At 67.0% G+C, this 19,791-nt stretch carries 13 protein-coding genes; 11 read left to right on the top strand and 2 right to left on the bottom strand.

The genetic code is table 11. From position 1 onward, the window contains the following. The first annotated feature begins 8 nt into the window (after nt 1-8). From ETR14_RS10230 to ETR14_RS10205, 6 genes are all read left to right on the top strand, one after another. Complete coding sequence (locus ETR14_RS10230) at nt 9-1,460, top strand: glutamate synthase subunit beta (RefSeq protein WP_129384510.1); 1,452 nt, start codon at nt 9-11, stop codon at nt 1,458-1,460. An 89-nt stretch (nt 1,461-1,549) separates the two neighbouring features. After that, nucleotides 1,550-4,234: a phosphoenolpyruvate carboxylase gene (ppc, locus tag ETR14_RS10225; RefSeq protein WP_243455850.1), complete on the top strand. Its 2,685-nt coding sequence runs from the start codon at nt 1,550-1,552 to the stop codon at nt 4,232-4,234. Nucleotides 4,235-4,345: 111 nt separating this feature from the next. Beyond that, on the top strand, nt 4,346-5,764 hold the full coding sequence (locus tag ETR14_RS10220) for a TolC family protein (protein ID WP_129384508.1): 1,419 nt from the start codon (nt 4,346-4,348) through the stop codon (nt 5,762-5,764). Nucleotides 5,765-5,810: 46 nt separating this feature from the next. Further along, entirely contained in the window at nt 5,811-7,484 is a 1,674-nt protein-coding gene (locus ETR14_RS10215; RefSeq protein ID WP_243455912.1) for a type I secretion system permease/ATPase, read from the top strand. 2 nt (nt 7,485-7,486) lie between these two features. Next, nucleotides 7,487-8,791 carry an HlyD family type I secretion periplasmic adaptor subunit gene (locus ETR14_RS10210; RefSeq protein ID WP_243455849.1) on the top strand — a complete coding sequence of 435 codons (1,305 nt, stop codon included), beginning with the start codon at nt 7,487-7,489 and terminating at the stop codon, nt 8,789-8,791. Between the two features lie 109 nt (nt 8,792-8,900). After that, the gene (locus tag ETR14_RS10205) at nt 8,901-9,344 is read left to right on the top strand and encodes an Rrf2 family transcriptional regulator (RefSeq protein ID WP_129384506.1); all 444 of its coding nucleotides are present in this window, start codon (nt 8,901-8,903) and stop codon (nt 9,342-9,344) included. 44 nt (nt 9,345-9,388) lie between these two features. Here the strand turns inward: ETR14_RS10205 and ETR14_RS10200 are convergent, their stop codons facing one another. Together ETR14_RS10200 and ETR14_RS10195 are read right to left on the bottom strand one after the other, a co-directional pair. Further along, nucleotides 9,389-10,726 carry a PAS domain-containing sensor histidine kinase gene (locus ETR14_RS10200; protein ID WP_129384505.1) on the bottom strand — a complete coding sequence of 446 codons (1,338 nt, stop codon included), beginning with the start codon at nt 10,724-10,726 and terminating at the stop codon, nt 9,389-9,391. A gap of 21 nt (nt 10,727-10,747) precedes the next feature. Next, nucleotides 10,748-12,118, bottom strand: coding sequence for a sigma-54 dependent transcriptional regulator (locus ETR14_RS10195; protein ID WP_243455848.1), 1,371 nt, complete (start codon nt 12,116-12,118; stop codon nt 10,748-10,750). 239 nt (nt 12,119-12,357) lie between these two features. On the opposite strand from ETR14_RS10195, the gene ETR14_RS10190 reads away from it, so the two are divergent. The 5 genes from ETR14_RS10190 (at nt 12,358) to ETR14_RS10170 (ending at nt 19,787) form a co-directional block, all read left to right on the top strand. After that, nucleotides 12,358-12,537 (top strand): hypothetical protein, encoded by a 180-nt coding sequence (locus ETR14_RS10190; protein ID WP_129384503.1) that lies wholly within the window; start codon nt 12,358-12,360, stop codon nt 12,535-12,537. A gap of 127 nt (nt 12,538-12,664) precedes the next feature. Next, complete coding sequence (locus ETR14_RS10185; RefSeq protein ID WP_243455911.1) at nt 12,665-13,960, top strand: efflux RND transporter periplasmic adaptor subunit; 1,296 nt, start codon at nt 12,665-12,667, stop codon at nt 13,958-13,960. 17 nt (nt 13,961-13,977) lie between these two features. Beyond that, nucleotides 13,978-14,658, top strand: coding sequence for an ABC transporter ATP-binding protein (locus ETR14_RS10180; protein WP_129384502.1), 681 nt, complete (start codon nt 13,978-13,980; stop codon nt 14,656-14,658). Between the two features lie 155 nt (nt 14,659-14,813). Beyond that, nucleotides 14,814-17,297, top strand: coding sequence for an FtsX-like permease family protein (locus tag ETR14_RS10175; RefSeq protein ID WP_129384501.1), 2,484 nt, complete (start codon nt 14,814-14,816; stop codon nt 17,295-17,297). Between the two features lie 9 nt (nt 17,298-17,306). After that, nucleotides 17,307-19,787: an ABC transporter permease gene (locus ETR14_RS10170; RefSeq protein WP_129384500.1), complete on the top strand. Its 2,481-nt coding sequence runs from the start codon at nt 17,307-17,309 to the stop codon at nt 19,785-19,787. Nucleotides 19,788-19,791 lie beyond the last annotated feature (4 nt).

Raw genomic sequence — 19,791 nt, 5'->3', positions numbered from 1 at the left:
GCGAGAACATGGGTAACCCGACCGGCTTCCTCGAAGTCGACCGCCGCGACCGTGCCGCTGCGCCGCCCGCGGAGCGCCTCAAGACCTGGAACGAATTCGTCGAGGAGCCCGGCCGCGAGACGGTCGGTCGCCAGGCGTCGCGCTGCATGGAATGCGGAATCCCGTTCTGTCACGGCGGCTGTCCGGTCAACAACCTGATCCCGGACTGGAACGATCTCGTCTACAAGCAGGACTGGAAGGCGGCGATCGATCGCCTCCACCAGACCAACAATTTCCCGGAATTCACCGGCCGGATCTGCCCGGCGCCGTGCGAAGCCGCCTGCACCCTGAACCTCGTCGACGCGCCCGTGACGATCAAGTCGATCGAGCGCGAGATCGCCGACACCGCCTGGAACGAGGGTTGGGTGAAGCCGCAGCAGGCGCGCCGCGGCACCGGCAAGCGGATCGCCGTGGTCGGCTCCGGCCCCGCCGGCCTCGCCTGCGCCCAGCAGCTTGCCCGTGCCGGCCACGCCCCAACGGTGTTCGAAAAGAACGATCGGATCGGCGGCCTGCTCCGCTACGGCATCCCCGATTTCAAGCTCGAGAAGCACCATATCGACCGCCGCATGCAGCAGATGGAGATCGAAGGCGTGATCTTCCGCTGCGGCATGAACGTCGGCGTCGATGTCACCGTCGAGCGTCTGATGGACGATTATGACGTGCTCGTCCTCGCCGGCGGCGCCGAGCAGCCCCGCGATCTGCCGATCCCAGGTCGCGACCTCGACGGCGTGCACTTCGCGATGGATTTCCTCACCCAGCAGAACAAGCGCAACGCTGGCGATCCGGAATCGCGCGCCGCGGGCAATTCCACCATCTCTGCCGAGGGCAAGCATGTCCTCGTCATCGGTGGCGGCGACACCGGTTCCGACTGCATCGGCACCTCCAACCGCCAGGGCGCGGCGTCGGTCACCCAGTTCGAGATCATGCCGCAGCCCCCCTTGCGCGAGAACAAGGCGCTGACCTGGCCGAACTGGCCGCTCAAGCTCAGGACCTCGTCAAGCCAGGAAGAGGGCGCCGAGCGGGAATTCTCCGTGGTCACCACCGAGTTCGTCGGAGAGGACGGCCGCGTCACCGGAGTCCGCTGCGCCCGCTCGGAGATGGTGCCCGACACCGACGGGCGGATGATCATTCGTCCTGTCGCCGGCACCGAGTTCGACATCAAGGCGGATCTCGTCCTGCTCGCAATGGGCTTCACTGGTCCGCGGCAGCAGGGTGCGGTCGCCGATGCCGGCGTCGAACTCTCTCCCTCCGGAGCGGTCAAGGCGGCGTTCGGCGACTACCAGACATCCAGCCCGCGCATCTTCGCCTGCGGCGACATGCGCCGTGGGCAGTCCCTGGTGGTCTGGGCGATTCGCGAAGGGCGGGAATGCGCGAGCGCGGTCGACGCCTTTCTCGCCGCCGAGGTCCAGCGCGCCGCCTGACCGATATCGTGCGTCGGGGCATATCCCGGCGCACATGCCCACATCCGCCTGGCGGAGCGAGGACCGACCACGTGAATGATCAAGCGCCCGTGACCGAACCAGCCGCAACCCAGCGCAACGGCCGCGCGATCGGGCAGAATCCCGACATCCGCTTTCTCGGCAAGCTGCTCGGCGACGTCATCCGGGCTTATGGCGGCGATCAATTGTTCGCGCGGATCGAGCACATCCGCCAGACCTCGGTCGATCGCCATCGCGGCATCGATGCCGATGCGGATCTGGGGCTCGAAGGCCTCAGCCTCGACGAGACGCTCGCCTTCGTCCGCGGCTTCATGCTGTTCTCGATGCTCGCCAATCTTGCCGAGGACCGCCAGGGCATCGCCCGCGAGCCCGGCTCGAGCTTCGAGGAGGCGCTTGCCGAATTGCGCGAGAAGGGCATCGATGATGCCGCCGTCGCGGCGATGCTCGATCGGGCGTTGATCGTGCCGGTGCTGACCGCCCACCCCACCGAGGTGCGGCGCAAGAGCATGATCGACCACCGCAACCGCATCGCCGAGCTGATGGCGGAGCGCGACGCGGGCAATGCAGAGACCGAAGACGGCGATCTCGTCGAAGGCGCGATCCTCCGCCAGATCGCCTTGCTGTGGCAGACCCGGCCGCTTCGGCGCGAGAAATTGTACGTCGCCGACGAGGTCGAAACCGCGCTTGCCTATCTGCGCGACGTGTTCGTGCCGGTCCTTCCGACGCTCTACGGCCGATGGGAGCGGGTGCTCGGAAAGCGCCCGAAGAGCTTCCTCAAGCCGGGCAGCTGGATCGGCGGCGACCGCGACGGCAATCCGTTCGTCAACGCCGAATCGCTCCGCCTCGCGCTCGGACGCGCCTGCGAAGCCGTGCTCTCGCATTATCTGGCGGAGGTTCATGCGCTTGGCGCCGAGCTGTCGATCTCGACCGAGCTCGCCGACGTGACGCCCGACGTGGCGGAGCTTGCCAGCCTCTCCCACGACGCGTCGTCGACGCGCAGCGACGAGCCCTACCGGCGGGCGCTCACCGGCATCTATGCGCGTCTCGCCGCCACCTACCGTACGCTTACCGGCCGCGAGCCGGCGCGCCGCGCCAGCGTTGCCGCCGACCCCTATCCCACGCCGGCCGCACTTCGCGCCGATCTCGCCGCCATCGCCCACTCGCTCGGCCGCAGCGGCGCCGGGCTGTTCGCCGGCAGCGGCGCGCTCGGCCGCCTGATCCGCGCGGTCGAGACGTTCGGATTCCATCTCGCCACCCTCGATCTACGCCAGAATGCCGATGTCCACGAACGGGTCGTTGCGGAATTGCTGAGAGTCGCCGGAGTCGAGGAGGATTATCTTGCGCTGAGCGAAGCCGGGCGGGTGTCGCTCCTGCGCAGCGAGCTTTCCGGCGGCCGGCTGCTCACCAACCCTTACGCGACCTATTCGGACGAGACCCGGTCGGAGCTGGAGATCATCCGCGCCGCGGCCGAGGCCCACGCCAGATACGGCCCGGCCTGCATCACCGCCTACATCATCTCCAAGGCGGAGAGCGTTTCCGATCTGCTGGAGGTCAACATCCTCCTCAAGGAAGCCGGGCTCTGGCGGCCGGGAACGCCGCCGCAGGCGGACATCATGGCGGTGCCGCTGTTCGAGACGATCGGCGATCTCGAACAGGGGCCGACAATCATGACTGAATGGCTGTCGCTGCCCGAGGTCTCGGCGCCGACCGCGGCCCGCGGCCATCAGGAAGTGATGCTCGGCTATTCCGATTCGAACAAGGATGGCGGCTATCTGACCTCGGTGTGGTCGCTGCATCAGGCGAGCCGGGCGCTGGCCGAGGTGTTCGAGCGGCATGGCGCGGCGATGCAGCTCTTCCACGGCCGCGGCGGCGCCGTCGGCCGTGGCGGCGGCTCGAGCTTCTCCGCGATCCGCGCCCAGCCCAATGGCACCGTTCAGGGGCGGATCCGGATCACCGAGCAGGGCGAGGTGATCGCCGCCAAATACGGCACCCGTGACAGCGCCGCCGTCAATCTAGAGGCGATCGCCTCGGCGACGATGCTCGCCAGCCTCGAAAAAAGATCGGTGCGCCGCCGCGAGCGTTTCTACAGCGCAATGGCGCAGATTTCGGGAACCGCCTTCCGCGCCTATCGCGGCCTCGTCTACGACACCGAAGGGTTTCCGGAGTTCTTCCGGCAGATGACTCCGATCGCGGAGATTGCCGGGCTCAAGATCGGCTCCCGGCCCGCAAGCCGCACCACGTCCGGGCGGATCGAGGATCTGCGGGCGATCCCGTGGGTGTTCAGCTGGGCCCAGGCGCGCGTGATGCTGCCCGGCTGGTACGGGGCGGGGCAGGCGCTGAGCGAATTCGAAGATCTCGCCATGCTGCGGGAGATGGTGGAAGGCTGGCCGTTCTTCCGGACCACGCTCGACAATCTCGAGATGGTCCTCGCCAAGTCCGACATGAGCATCGCCGCACGCTATGCCGAGCTGGTCGAAGATCCGGCGATGCGGCGCGCCGTGTTCGGCCGTATCCGCGACGCCTGGCATCAGACCCACGATTGCCTGCTGGCGATTACCGGACAATCGCGCCTGCTCGAGAACAAGCCCGCTCTCGACGCATCGATCCGCCTGCGGCTGCCCTATATCGAGCCGCTGAACCTGCTCCAGATCGAATTGCTCAAGCGCCACCGCGGCGGTGAAAGCGATTCCCGAATTCGGGAAGGCATAGAACTCTCGATCAACGCGGTCGCAACGGCTCTGCGCAATTCGGGCTAGCGGCCGGCGCATTTCTGCACCTTCGGCAGCCAATGCGTTGAGACGAAGGAAGTTCTTCTAGTTTTGCCTTCCGAACGGCGCTAATGCCCGAGCCGGGGAGGGGTGCAGGACATGTCGTCTTTCGCTGCAAGAGCGTTCGTGCTTGCCGTGTCGCTTCACGGGGCGATGCCGGCGTTCGCCCAGGCGCCTTCGCCCCTGCCGAGCCTGCCCGAGCCGAGCAGCGATCCGCTGGCCATCGATCCGACCAAGGATCCGATCCTGCAACTCGCGCGCAGCCAGGCTTCCGAAGAGGGGTTTCGTGCCGTCGTCGGCGCCGCCGTCAAGCGCCACCCGGCGACCCAGGAGGGACGGGCCGCCGGCGCCGAGGCGCGCGCCGTACTTGCCGAGGCCCGCGAGCGGCGGCTGCCGTCGATCGATCTCAGCGTTTCCTCCTACCACATTCTGGATCGGGAGTTCTCGAACGATCCGAACAACATCGTCGAGCGCTCGCGGCCGGAGCAGCGGACCGATGCGCTGCTCAACGTCACCCAGACCATCTTCGATTTCGGCGCCAGTGAAGCGCGTGTTGCTTCCGCCGGCGCCCGACTTCGTGCCGCCGCGGCGGAAACCGAGGCGACTGCCGACCGCGTTGCGCTCAGCGCCGTCGGCGCCTGGTACGACGTCTTCGCGGCGCGGGCGCTCGTTACCGTCACTCAGGGCTTCGTCGCCAACCAGGAGGAATTGCGCGACGCCGTCGCCGAGCGGATCCGACAAGGGGTCTCTGCCCAGGGCGACACCGCCCGGGTCGAATCCTACCTCGCCTCATCCCAGACTCGGCTGGCGCGCTTCCGCCGGGTGCTCGCCGATGCCGAGGCGCGCTATACCGAGCTGATCGGCGCGCCGCCGCCGGAGTCGCTGGAGCGGGCGCCGGCGGCGCTGCTTCCCGCCTTCAGCAAGGACGCTGCGGCGCTCGCCGCGATGAGCGTTCCGGCGGCGCGCTCCGCGCAGGCGATCGCCGATTCGGCGCGCCAGGAAGCGATCGCGGCGAAGCGGGACCGCTACCCGCAGATCAGCGCCGGCGTCGATGCCGGCCGCTATGGCGTGTTCGAGACCGACAAGGATTACGACATTCGCGGCCGCCTGACCCTGCGCCAGCGTCTGTTCGGCGGCACGGAAGCGCGAGTGGCGCAGGCGGAGGCGCGGGTCACCCAGGCCGATGCGCGCGCCAGCCGCGTGCGCGAAGAAGCGGCGCGCGACGCGTCGATCGCCTGGTCCGACGTGCAGGCGCTGCAGGAGCAATTAAAGGCGCTGGAGGCCAGCTACGTCGCCAGCCGGCGCTCGCGCGACGTCCTGCTCGAACGCTTCCTCAATTCCCGCGGCGACATCTTCGATGTCATTCAGGCCGACAATTCCTATTTCGAGACGGCGACAGCCTTCATACAGTCGCTGAGCGAGCTCGACGCGGCACGCTATGTGCTGCTGTCCAGAACCGGCGGGCTGCTCGACGCGCTCGCCATCGATCCCGCGGCCGTGGGGGGGCAAAGTGAATAACGAACTGTCGATCAAGGCCTCCAAGCCGCGCTTCGCGCCCTGGCTGATGGAGCCGATGCGCCGCAACCGCAGCACCTACGTCAAGGTCGCGCTCGCCGCGGTGATGATCAACATCTTCGGTCTGATGACCGCTTTGTTCAGCATGACGGTGTACGACCGCGTGCTGCCCAACAATGCCATTTCGTCGCTGATCGGGCTGTCCATCGGCCTCGCCATCGTGGTCATCTTCGATTTCATCCTGAAGCTGCTGCGCGCCTATTTTGTCGACATGGCCGGCGCGTCGATCGACATGGATGTCGGCGAGACCCTGTTCGGCCGTCTGCTCGCGCTGCGGCTCGATCTCAAGAAGGGCTCCACCGGCGCGCTGACCGGGCTGATGCGCGAGCTCGAAGCGCTCCGCGACTTCTTCGCGTCGGCGACGATGACGGCGGTCGTCGATCTGCCCTTCATCCTGCTCACCCTGTTCGTCGTCTGGATCATCGGCGGATCGGTGGTGCTGGTGCCGCTGCTCGCCATTCCGCTCGTCGTCCTCGTGGGGCTGGTGACTCAGCCGGCGATGGACCGGCTCGCCGCCCGGTCGATGGGCGAGGGACTCGCCAAGCAATCGGTGCTGGTCGAGACCATCGGTGGGCTGGAGACGGTGAAGGCATCCGGCGCCGGCCCGCTCCTCACCAGCCGCTGGACCCGCGCCCAGCGTCAGCATTCGGACAGCTCGATGCGCTCGCGTCTGATCGCCAGCATTGGCATCACCACCGCCACTTCGGCCGGAACGGTCTCCTATGCCGGCGTGGTCATCGTCGGCGTCGAGAAGATCGCCTCGCTCGAGATGACCATGGGCGGCCTGATCGCCTGCTCGATCCTGGCCGGACGTGCGGTCGCGCCGCTCGCCCAGATCTCGCAGCTCCTGTCGCGCATCACCTCGACTCGGACCGCCTACCGCCAGCTCAACGAACTGATGGAGACGCCGCCGGAAGGCCCGGCCGGCGAGGCGCTCAAGCTGCGCGATCTCAAGGGTAAGATCGAATTCCGCAACGTCAGCTTCCGCTATCCGGGCTCCCCCGAAAAGGCGCTCGACGGGATCAGCTTCACCGTCGAGCCGGGGGAGCATGTCGCTCTGCTCGGCCGCGTCGGCTCGGGCAAATCGACGATCGCGCGCCTGATCCTCGGTCTCTATCCGCCCGAAGACGGCCTGGTGATGGTCGACGGCAGCGACATCCGACAGCTCGATCCGTTCGAGCTTCGCGCCAACATGGGCGCCGCGCTGCAGGAGAGCGTGCTGCTCACCGGCTCGGTGCGCGAGAATATCGTGCTTGGCCGCGCGCATGTCGACGACGAGGAAATGCTCCGCGCCTGCGAGCTATCCGGCACGCACAGCTTCATGGGACAGATCGCCAACGGCTACGATCTGCGCCTCGCCGATCGGGGTGAAGGTCTGTCCGGCGGTCAGCGCCAGTCGATCGCGATCGCCCGCGCCTTGGCCGGGCGCCCGCCGATCATGCTGTTCGATGAGCCGTCGAGCGCCATGGACGCGCAGACCGAGACCGCGCTCATCCAGCGGCTGAACGTGGAGCTCAAGGATCGCACCCTGGTGCTGATCACCCACCGGCCGCCGCTCCTCCAGCTCGTCAAGCGGATCATCCTCGTCGACAAGGGCAAGGTGGTGGCTGATGGCCCCCGCGACGAGGTGCTGAAGCAGATCACCCGACCGAAGGCGGCCTGACCATGAACGAGATGCGCCACCTCGAAGATTATGCCGACAAGCTCCGTCCCCGGACCGCGTCGAACATCCTGCTCTGGATGATCCTGGCCTTCTTCGTCGCGTTCGTGATCTGGGCGTCGCTGACCGAGCTCGATCGCACCGTTCGCGGCAGCGGCCGCGTCATCGCCTCGTCGCAGCTGCAAGTCGTCTCCAACCTCGAAGGCGGGGTGGTCGAGGCGATCCTCGTCCGCACCGGCCAGCAGGTCAAAGCCGGACAGGAACTCGTCCGCCTCGATCAGACGCAGACCGGCGCCGAGCTGGGCAGCGGCGAAGCCTCGGCCGATGCCCTGTCGGTCAAGATCGCCCGCCTGCAGGCGGAAGTTGCCGGCCGCGAGCCGTCCTATCCGGCGGCGCGCGGTGCGGTGATGCAGAATCAGATGATGATCGAGCGATCGCTCCACGCGTCGCGCATGGCCGAGCTCGCGAGCGTGGTGAACGCCGGCAACGCGCGTATTCAGCAGGCACAGCGCGCGGTCCAGGAGGCGGAGGCCTCCTATGAAGCTCGTGTCTCCGCGCGCGACGCCCGTGCCAACGAAGTCAAGATCCTGCGGCCGCTGGTCGAGCGCGGGATCGAGCCGCGCCTGTCGCTGATGCAGGCGGAGAGCGCCTTTGCGGTCGCGCAGAGCGAGGCCGCGGCGGCGGCCGCCAGCATCTCCCGGGCCCGCGCCTCGATCAGCGAGGCCACCGCCGCGCTCAACCAGCAGCGCCAGGATTGGCGCGCGCTCGCCGCCAACGAGCTGGCCACCGCGCAGGCGGAGCTTTCCGCGCGGCGCTCGACGCTGCCTGCTCTTCAGGCGCGGGTTGCCCGCACCACGGTCAAGGCGCCGCTTCCCGGACGCGTCAATCGCGTGCTGGTGACGACCGTCGGCGCTGCCGTCTCGCCGGGGGCGCCGCTTGTCGAAATCGTGCCGTCGGAAGAGAGCTTGCTGATCGAAACCCATGTCAGGCCGCAAGATATCGCCTTCGTTCGTCTAGGTCAGAATGCGAAGGTGGACATCACCGCCTACGATCCGTCCGTCTATGGATCTCTCAAGGGTCATGTCGTCGCGATCTCGCCCGATGCGGTGCTCAACGAGCGGACCGGTGAGACCTTCTACACCGTCCAGGTGCGCACCGAGGCCAATGCGCTCAAGGATCGCTACGGCAAGTCGCTGCCGATCGGTACCGGCATGGTCACCAACGCCGCGCTGCAGGGCGACAAGCGGACGGTGATGGAATATATTCTGACGCCGATCACCCGCCTGACCGAGACTGCATTCCGGGAATAAGGCCGGTCGTCAACGTCTTGAGCGACGGCAGAATTGCTCAGGCTCGACGGCGTGCGATTGGCAGTGCCTCAGTGGTTGCGATTTGGGCGCGCAAGGTTCATGAGGCGCCATGCTTTCTCAACGCACGCGCTATACAATCCGCGCGCTGCTCCACCTGGGCGATCGTTTTGGTGCCGGCCCGGTGCAGCTGAGCGAGATTGCCGACGCCCAGAATATCCCGCCGAAATTCCTGACGGTGATGCTGTCGCAGATGATTCGCGAAGGGCTCGTCGCCAGCCGGCGCGGCCGCGAAGGCGGCTATTGGCTGGCGCGGCCGCCGCAGGAGATCAGCTATGGCGAGATCGTCCGCCTGACTCGCGGCTCGCTGGGGCTGCTGCCCTGCGCCAGTCGTCTCGCTTACGAGCCGTGCAAGAATTGCGTGACCGAGGACAAATGCCGGCTCCACCGGGTCATGCTGATGGTCCGAGACGAGACCGCGCGCATTCTCGACGGGCTTACCCTTGCCGATGCGATTCCAGCCGAGCAGCTCGCGGACGATTCGGCGCTGGCCTGAAGGTTTGATTGGGCTAGGCTGAAGTGCCTGGCGCCCGAGGCGCTTCAGACGATGATTCGGAACAGCGCCCCGCCACTTTCGCTCGCGCCGAGACCGATCGACCCTCGATGGGCGAGGACGATTTGGCGGGCCAGGCTCAGCCCCACGCCGGTGCCTTTCGGCTTGGTGGTAAAGAATGGCAGGAATACGTCCTGGGCAACGCTCTCGGGGACGCCGGGGCCATTGTCCGAAACCTCGATCTGCACCCGGTTGCCCGGAATGAGTGCGAATGAAAGCGCGATCCGCGGTACTGCCGCATGGTCGCGCGCGGCCTCGGCGGCATTGCGCATCAGGTTGATCAGCACCTGGGCCATCAGATCCGGATCGACCTCGATGTTGAGCGTTTCGGGTGTGACGGAGAGGATCAATTGCACACCCTCCGCCATGTCGCCGGCCCGGAACAGGCTCTCGAGCTCGCGTGCCCACGGTGCGACCGCGAAAGTCTTCCGTCGAACGTCCGGCGTGCGGCTGATCTGGCGGTAGCTTTCGACGAAATGCATCACGCCGTCCGCCCGCCGGGCGAGCGTTTCGACCGCCGCCCGCGCATCCGACACGGTCGGATCGGAGCCGTCGTCCACCTCGGCCATGAGATCGGCAGCGGAGCGTGCAAGCGACGTCACCGGCGTCATCGAGTTCATGATCTCGTGGGTGAGCACCCGCACCAGATCGGACTGGGCGGCGATCTCGACCGCGTTGAGTTCGCCCTGGATCGGCTGCACGGCGACAACGCGTACGGTGCCGCCGAGGCGGTGCACGAGGGCGGCGCTGACCATGGCCGACTGCGGTACGGCATCGAGCATCAGCGGCACGAGCCGCGGGCGACCGATCATGTCCTCGGTCAGCGTCCTTGCGAACGTCTCGCCATAGATTCGGAAGTCGTCGAAGCGGATTCCCTGATGGCGCACGAACAGGCGCCGCGCCGCCTTGTTCGCAAGCTCGATCCGGCCGTCGCTGCTCACCGTCACCAACGGGGTCGGCGCGTCGTCGAGCACGGCCTCGTAGAAGCGGCTTGCGTCGGTCAGCCGATGGCGTTCGTCGCGGAGGCGCTGGATGCCCTGTTCGAGCGCCTCGCCGACCTCGCTGAAGCCGCTGCCGCCGCGCTGCGAGAAACTCTGCGAAAGATCGCCAAGCTTGACCGCCTCCAGATAGCGGGCGAGCTCGTGATTGGTGCGCTGAATGTAGCGCCACAGCGCCCAGGTCGCCCATCCGCACAGCGCCGCGGCGAGCAGGCGCGCCGCGCCGAGGCCCTCGGTCGCAAGCGCCGCGACGAAGGCGAAGCTGGTGACGAGCAGGATGAAAGCGCGCCACGCCAGGCCGGCGACGAAGGGGCCGCGGAACGTCATCCCGAACCTTTGATCGAGGCGCTAAAGGCCATGCTTGTCCATGCGCCGGTACAGCGAGGCGCGGGTGAGGCCCAGTTCCGCGGCCGCGAGCGAGATGTTGTAGGCATGCTTCTTCAAAGCCTGCTCGACGATCTGCTTCTCGGCCCGCTCCAGGTTGAGATCGCCGTTGCCGGCCGTAGCCGGGGGCGGCGGCGTCGTTGCGCGCGGCTGGCCGACCCGGGATAGCGAGAAATCGTCGACGGTGAAGCGATCGTCGGCGGCGAGGATCACCGCCCGCTCGGCGGCGTGACGGAGCGCGCGGACGTTGCCGGGCCAATCATAATCCTGCAGCGCTGCCATCACCCCCGGCGGCATCGTTCGCTCCGGCTTGCCGTATTTCTTCGTGTACAGGCCGACGAAATGCTCGATCAGCAGCGGCACGTCCTCGCGCCGCTCGCGCAGCGGCGGCAGCTCGATCTCGACCGTGTTGAGCCGGAACAGGAGATCCGGCCGAAACAGGCTCTCGTCGCCGAGCCGCTCGGGGGATAGGTTGGTGGCCGCGATCACGCGAACGTCGATCGGTACGGATCGATTGGCGCCGACCGGGACGATCTGCCTCTGCTCGAGCGCCGTCAGCATCTTGGGCTGGAGGTAGAGCGGCAGATTGCCGACCTCGTCGAGGAACAGGGTGCCGCCGTCGGCGGCCTGAAGGCGGCCGATGCGGTCGCCGCGCGCATCGGTGAACGCGCCCTTCACATGGCCGAACAATTCCGAATCGAACAGATTCTCGGCGACGGCGCCGAGATCGACGGAGACCATGACGTTGTCGGCGCGGCGCGATCGCCTGTGGAGCGCGCGCGCGACCAGCTCCTTGCCGGTGCCGTTCTCGCCGAGGATGAGGACGTTGGCTTCGGTCGGCCCTGCCCTCTCGATCAGCGAATAGACCCGGCGCATCGCCGCCGATGTGCCGAGCAGCGGCGTCTCTGCGCCCGATGCGGGCGCGGCGATGGCCACCGCACGCTTGCGCTCGCGCACCGCGGCCTGGCGTGAACTGCGCAGCGCCGCGGCGGTGCGTACCGTCGCCAGCAGGCGCTCGTTGGCCCAGGGCTTCGACACGAAGTCGGTGGCACCACGCTTCATCGCCTCGACCGCGATGTTGACCCCGCCATGGGCGGTGATCATCACCACCACATTCTGCGAGTCCTTCTTCAATATTTCGCCGAGCCAGTGAAATCCTTCCGCTGCGTTGGTCGCTCCGCGTCCGAAATTCGCATCGAGCAGGACGACGTCCGCCCCTTCCCCGTCCAGGGAGGGCATGGCTTCGTCCGGGCTTTGAAAGGTCGCGACTTCGTGGAACAGGTCGCGCAGGAGCAAGCGCGCGGACAGCAGGATGTCCGGATCGTCGTCGATCACGACGCACCGCGTAAATGGTTTCCCCTCCCGTCCCACCTGTTCACTCCTATCCACTCGGTGAAGCGGCACAAATCAATAATCGTGCCAGCCGAGTCCGCCCGCGGACAAAGCTGTACGATAACGAACAGGCTACCGAAGACCAGAGCGGAATAATCGGCGGAAAACTGCGAAAAGATCAGCTTGGCACGCCTCCTGCTGAGGAGAAGGCGGCAGCGATGCGGGCTGCCGGGAGAAAGCGGATGCGTAGGTTCGAACTGCTGGTCGGAAGCCTCCTGTGGATGGCGATGTCGTTCGCGATCGTCTTCGTGGCGCTCGAGCCGGTCGCCGTGCAGCATATGCAGGTGGCGCAGGATCTCTCGGCCCTCTGTGTCGACGGGGCGGCCAGCGCCACGATGCTCTGCGAAACGAGCATCCTGTGAGCGCGGACTGTTCGCTGCCGGACAATCAGGTGTCCGGATCCGGACGCGTTCGCAACGTTACCGGCCCGGGCTGCCGGTACGCCGCTTGCCCTGAGCATGGCGCGAGGTGACGATGAGTGTGGTGACGATGCAGACGATGGACAAACCGGCAGGAGCGCAGAGCGGCAGCGGCATGGATCGCGTCGTCGCGCGCCGCGGCCTTTCCCGCAACCTCAAGATTGCCATCGGCGCGGCCATCGTGGTCGTCGCCGCGATCGCCTTTTATCTCCTCGCGCCGGCGGCCAACAGCCAGACGGTCGCCGCCGATCGAATCACCGTCTCCAGTGTCGAGAAGGGGCGCTTCGACGACTTCCTGCCGCTCCGCGCCCGCGTGACGCCCCTGCTCACCGTCTATCTCGATGCGGTCGAAGGCGGACGTGTCGAGAAGGTCCTGGTCGAGGACGGCGCGATGGTCCAGCAGGGGCAGCTGCTGGCGGTACTCTCCAACTCCGACCTTCAGCTGAACCTGCTCGCACGCCAATCGGACGTGTCGCGCGAAGTGAACTCGATGCGCAGCCAGGAGCTCGCGCTCGCGCAGACCCAGATCCAGGACGAGCGCGCGGTAATCGAAGCGCAGCTGGCCGTGGACAAGGCGCGCCGACAGTACGAACTCCAGAAGCCGTTGATGGAGAAAGGCTTCGTTCCGGTCCGGATCTTCCAGGACAGCCGCGACGAATATCTCTCCAATCAGCGCCGCGCCGAGGCCCTGCGCCGGGGGCGTGAGATCAACCAGCGGCTGCAGGGAAGCCAGCTCGCCCAGTTGCGTGCGTCCAATGCGTCGCTGAGCGGCAGCCTGGATATCGCCCGGGCAACGCTGGATGCGCTGAACCTGCGGGCACCGGTCAGCGGTCAGCTCACCGCTTTCTCGATCCAGGTGGGACAATCGCTCAGCCGCGGCGAACGGCTCGGCCAGATCGACAGTGCCGGTCGCAACAAGATCGTTGCCAGCGTCGACGAATTCTATCTGGGACGGGTCGAGGCCGGGCAGACCGCGACCGTCGAAGTCGGCGGCAAGACCTTCCGCGCCAAGGTCGCCAAGATCTATCCGCAGGTTCGAAACGGCGCGTTCGAGGTCGATCTTCACTTCACCGCCGGCGAGCCGCCCGCGCTGCAGCGCGGCCAGACGCTCCAGGTCCGTCTGACCCTCGGGGACCCGACCCCGGCCCTGCTGATCCCCAACGGCGCCTTCTACAACGAAACCGGCGGCAGCTGGGTGTTCGTGGTCGCCCCCGACGGGGGCAGCGCCGTCAAACGCAACGTGCGGCTGGGGCGCCGCAATGCCGATCATATCGAAGTGCTCGAAGGGCTCGATCCCGGCGAGCGGGTGATCACCTCTCCCTATACCGGTTTTGCCGATCGCGATCGGCTGGACCTCGACAGCTGAACAAGGAGCCGAAGCTTATGCTGAGCATGCGCGAACTCTCGAGAGTCTACCGGACCGACACCATCGAGACGGCGGCCCTGTCGTCGATCAGTCTCGACATCGCCGATGGTGAATTCGTGGCGATCATGGGGCCGTCCGGCTGCGGCAAATCGACCCTGCTCAACATCATCGGCATGCTCGACAGCCCCTCGAGCGGCTCCTACGTGTTCAACGGGCAGGAGGTCGCCGGCCTCTCCGAAGGCAAGCTCGCCGACGTCCGCAAGCACAATATCGGCTTCATCTTCCAAAGCTTCAATCTCGTCGACGAACTGTCGGTGCGGGAGAATATCGAGCTCGCCCTGCTCTACCATGACGTCGCTTCCGCCGAGCGGCGGAGGCGGGTCGACGAGGTCATGGACAAGGTCGGCATCGCCCATCGTGCGAAGCACCGGCCGAGCCAGCTGTCGGGCGGACAGCAGCAGCGCGTAGCCGTTGCCCGTGCTCTCGTCGGCAGTCCCAAGCTGATCCTGGCCGACGAACCGACCGGCAACCTCGACACTCAGCATGGCGAAGAGGTGATGCGCATGCTGCAGCAACTGAACCGCGAAGGGTCGACGATCGTGATGGTCACGCACTCGCCCAGCCACGCCGATTATGCCGGCCGCGTCGTCAACATGCTCGATGGCCGCGTGCTGCTCGAGCAGCGTCGCGCCGCGTGAACGACGCCGGCCTTCTCACCCTCTTGACCGCGGTCGCCCTGAGTCCCCTGGGGGCCGCGGCCAAGACCGAGGCGCAGGCCAGCAGGGGCCACTCGGACGCGGTGATTGCCGGCGATATCCGTCGGCGGCCGGCGAACGCGCGATAGGGGCGGGCGATGTGGCGGAACCATCTGGTCATCGCACTGCGGGTCCTCACCGGCAGCCGCACCTATGCCGCGATCAACATCTTCGGCTTGGCGATCGGGCTCTCCGCCTGCCTGATGATCCTGCTCTACGTCCGCTACGAAACGACGTACGACGCCTGGCTGCCGGACGCGGAGCGGGTGTATCAGGTGCAGAGCATCTACACCGATGCCGCCACGGGCGAGGTGCGCAGGCAGCAGGGCTCGCACGGCGTCATCGCCGGGCCTCTCGCCAAGGATTTCCCGCAGATCGAAGCGATCACCCGGGCCGACGGCGAGACCCCGGTCTTCCTGCAAAATGGGGAAGCGACCTTCGCGCCGATGGTGCTCGCCGACGAGAGCTTCTTCCGCATTCTGCAGCTTCCCTTTCTGCACGGCGATCGCTCCACCGCACTGCGTGGAATGGACAGTCTGGTGCTCAGCCGGAGCGAGGCGATCCGTCGGTTCGGAACCGAAAATCCAGTTGGACGGACGGTCACTGCCGTGCGCCGCGGCGAGCAATATTCGCTTCGGGTGACCGGAATCTTCGCCGACATCCCCCGCAACAGCCATCTCGCGCTCGACATGGTCGGCCGGATGAGCGCCCGTGACGCGGCCGAATGCAGCTGGAGCTGCGTCAACGGCACCGTTTACCTGAAGCTTCGTCCCGGCGCAGATCCGGAAGAGATCCACCGCCAGATGCCGGCCTGGGAGAAGCGCAACATCCCGCCTGTCCCCGCCGGAAGCGGCCGCGTCAACGAAGGCGATGCCTATGATTGGCGGCTGGTGAAGGTCGGCGACGTCCATCTGAGCGGCGCCGAGGGCGAACCGGAGCGCCCCGGCAACGATCGCGCGACGATCGCCACCTTCGCGATCGTCGCGGCGATGATCCTCGCCATGGCGGTCGTGAATTTCGTCAATCTCGCGACCGCCCGTGCCGGCCAGCGCGCGCGGGAAGTCGCCCTGCGCAAGGTGCTGGGCGCGCGCCGTGGCCAGCTGATTGCCCAATTCCTCGCCGAATCGCTGCTGGTGACCTCCGTCGCTCTGCTGATCGCACTCGCCCTCGTCGAATTGCTGCTGCCATCCTTCTCACGCTTTCTTGGCGCGGATCTGTCACTCACATATCTCGGCTCCGACGGCATCGCGCTCCCGGCGCTTGGCCTGCTCGTTCTCGTCGGATGTGCCGGTGGCCTGTACCCCGCCTTCCACCTCTCGCGCTACCGGCCGGCGGCCGTCATTCGCGCCAATCGGTCGTCGGCGGAGCCGATGGGCACGGGACGCCTGCGAAACGCACTGGTGGTCATCCAGTTCGCAGTGTCGATCGGCCTCATCGTCTGCACCGGCATCGTTTATGCCCAGACCCGTTTCCTCCGTGAGAGCGATCCGGGTTATCGCCGCGACGGGCTGATCCAGATCGACAACATGCAGCGGGCGGCCGTGATCGGCCAGACGGACACGGTGATCCGCCGGATTGCCGCCGTGGAGGGAGTTCGCAGCGTCGCGGGCTCCGACATCATCGCGGCGAGCGACACCACCTTGATGCGGCCGATCACGATGCCGGGCCGGCCCAAACCGGTCATGCTCGGCTGGTACAGCGTCCATCCGGACTTCTTCCGCACGATGGGCGTCGATATCCTAGTGGGACGGACGCTGTCGCGCCAATTCGCGAACGACAATGGCTTCGTCCCGTTCGATACGGCGGAAGCGACCCTCGCCGGGGAGCGTGCACTGGCGGGCCGCGGCCTCAACGTCGTGGTCAACCGGCTCGCCGCCAGGCAGATGGGCTTTCCCGATCCGCAGGCCGCACTCGGCAAGCAGGTCGGCGCCGATCAGGGCGACCCCGGCGTGCTGCCGCTGACCATCGTCGGCGTGGTCGAAGACAGCCGCTTCCGCTCGCTCCGCCAGCCGCTGGAGCCGATGATCTTCTACGACGGCGGTGTCTATCGGTCGCTCGTGCTGCGCTATGAAGGGCGCGATGGTGCCCGGGTCGCCCGCGACGTGGCGGGCGTCTGGAAGCAGCTGGCGACGGATCTCCCCTTCGCCTTCGACTTCGCCGACGCCGCGTCTTCCGAGCTTTATCGCGCCGACGACGCACGCGGCCGCGCCTTTGGCGGCTTCGCCTTGCTGGCGGCGTCGATCGCCTGCCTCGGGCTGTTCGGGCTTGCCGCCTTCACGGCCGAGCGCAGGACCCGGGAGATCGGCATTCGCAAGGTGTTCGGCGCACGGGTTCCGGACATCGTGCGGCTGCTCGCCTGGCAATTCTCCAAGCCCGTCATGCTTGCCAATCTGATCGCCTGGCCGATCGCCTGGTGGGTCATGCGCGATTGGCTGAACGGCTTCGATGCCCGCGTGCCGCTCGGTCCCGGGCCTTTCCTCGCCGCGGCCGCGATCGCGCTCGCCGTCGCACTGGGCACCGTGTCCGGTCACGCGATCCGCGTCGCGCGGCTGAACCCCGTTCACGCTCTTCGCTACGAATAGGTCCGGATCATGTGGCGCCTCTCCTCCACCATCGCCTTCAGGACGCTGATCAAGAATCGCGCCTACACGTTCATCAACCTGTTCGGTCTCGCGCTGGGGCTCGCCGCCTGCCTGCTGATCCTGCTCTACGTTCGCTACGAAACGAGCTACGATAGCTGGCTTCCCGACAGCGAACGCATCTACCAGGTTCAGGCCAAGTGGCACGAGCCGGGGCAGCCCGTCACCGAGGCCCAGACCAGCCCGTTCCTGGTTCGGGAGACCCTGCCCGGGGGCTTCCCGCAGATCGAGGCGCTCACGGTGGTGCGGACCGGCCAGACCGTCACCATGCGTGACGGCGAGGCGATGTTCATCGATGCGGCAACCGTCGATCCGTCCTTCTTCGCGATCTTCGACCTGCCATTTGCGCACGGCGACGCCGCCGGTGCACTTCGCGACACCAACACCATCGCGCTCACCGAGACCGAGGCGGTCCGCCAGTTCGGCACGACCGACGTCGTCGGTCGCACGATGAGCCTGGGGGCTGGCCCCGGCAAGCAGGACTATCGGATCGGGGCCGTGCTGCGCGATCTGCCGAAGAATTCCAGCCTGCGCCTCGCCATCCTCTTCCGCAACGATCCGACGGGGCGCGATGCCGTGCCGCCGAGCGCCCGCACCTGGGGCAACATGAACCAGCTGCATTACGTCAAGCTGCGTGTGGGTGCCGATCCCGCCGCGATCAATGCCGCTCTGCCGGCGTGGGAGAAACGAGTCGTGGTGCCGCAGATGATCGGCGGCCGCGCCTCGTCCCAGGCCGACATCATGGATCTGTCACTGGCGCCGATCTCCGACGTCCACCTCGGCCGCGCCCAGGCCGGCGCGCTCACGCCGGGTGGGGACAAGAGCGCGTTGGTCACGTTCGGCATCGTCGCCGTGCTGACCCTCGGCATGGCTGTGATGAACTTCGTCAATCTGTCGACCGCACGCGCCACCCAGCGCGCGCGGGAAGTCGCACTGCGCAAGGTGCTCGGGGCAACGCGGCCGCAGATCGTCGTGCAGCTGGTCTTCGAATCGCTGGTCCTCGCGGGGCTGGCGATGTTGATCGCGCTTGCCTTCGTCGAGCTTCTCGCCCCCTGGTTGGGTGGCCGGATCGGGGCCGATCTCGATGTTACCTACTTTGGGGCCCGCGGCCTGCTGCTTCCGGCCCTGGCGCTGTTCCTTGCGGCAGGTCTGCTCGGCGGCCTCTATCCCGCTCTCTTCCTCAGCAGGTTCCGCCCGGCTCAGGTTCTCCGCGCGAACAAGTCCTCGGCCGAAACCCCGGGCAACGGACGTCTGCGCACGATCCTGGTCGTCGTCCAGTTCGCAATTGCGATCGGCCTCATCGTCTGCACGTCGGTCATTTATGCGCAGACCCGGCACGTCGCGACGGTGGACCCCGGTTATCGGCGAGAGGGTCTGATCCAGATCGATTCGGCATGGCGGTTCGCCGGCGACAGCAGCGAATATGAGGCGGCACGCCGTGAACTGCTGGCGGTTCCCGGAGTCACTGCCGCCGGCCGGACCGACCTCGGGCTTGCCGCGGTCAGGAAGAACATCCTTTCGGTTCGAACGCCCGACGCGGCGCAGGATGCATCGATCGGCTATTATTCGATCGATGCAGACTATCTGGAAACGATCGGCGTAAGGCTGCTCGCCGGTCGACAGCTGGGGGATCGCTACACCCGGGATCGGATCGCACGGGCCGCCGACGGAGCCCCCGCCGTCGCCGCGGGCGGCATCAACGTCGTGCTCAACCGCAACGCCGTCACCTTGCTCGGCCTCGGCACGCCGCAGGCTGCGGTCGGCAAGACGGTGAAGATCGGGATCGACACCGAGTATCTGTCCGATGCGACCATCGTCGGCGTGGTGGAAGACACCCGCATCCGCACCGCGCGCGACGCAATCGAGCCGATCGTCTATGGCTACGATCCCGATCGAACCAGTCTCGTCGTCGTCCGCTATGCGAGTGCCGATCCTGCCGCGGTCATGAGCGGGATCAACAGGGTGTGGCGCCGGTTCGAACCGGAAATACCGTTCCAGGCCGCTTTCTCCGAGAATCTGATCGCCGAGATCTACGCGGCCGATCGGGCGCGAGGCGCATTGTTCGCGGCCTTTGCGGTGGTCGCGGTATCGATCTCCTGCCTGGGCCTCTTCGGCCTCGCCGCGTTCACGGCCGAAAGGCGGACCAAGGAAATCGGCATTCGCAAGGTGCTCGGTGCCCGCATTCGCGACATCGTCCGTCTGCTCACCTGGCAATTCTCGAAGCCGGTGGTGCTCGCGAACCTGGCTGCCTGGCCGGTCGCCTGGTGGGCCATGCGCAACTGGCTCAACACCTTCGACGTGCGCGTGCCGCTCACGCCGGGGCCGTTCCTGCTCGCGGGTCTGCTCGCGCTTGCGATTGCGATCGGCACGGTCGCCGGTCACGCGATCCGGGTTGCCCGGCTCAATCCCATTCAAGCCCTGCGCTACGAATAGGATC

This window comes from Sphingosinicella sp. BN140058, assembly GCF_004135585.1.
Taxonomy (GTDB): Bacteria; Pseudomonadota; Alphaproteobacteria; order Sphingomonadales; family Sphingomonadaceae; genus Allosphingosinicella.
This window is presented reverse-complemented; position numbering and strand designations above follow the sequence as displayed.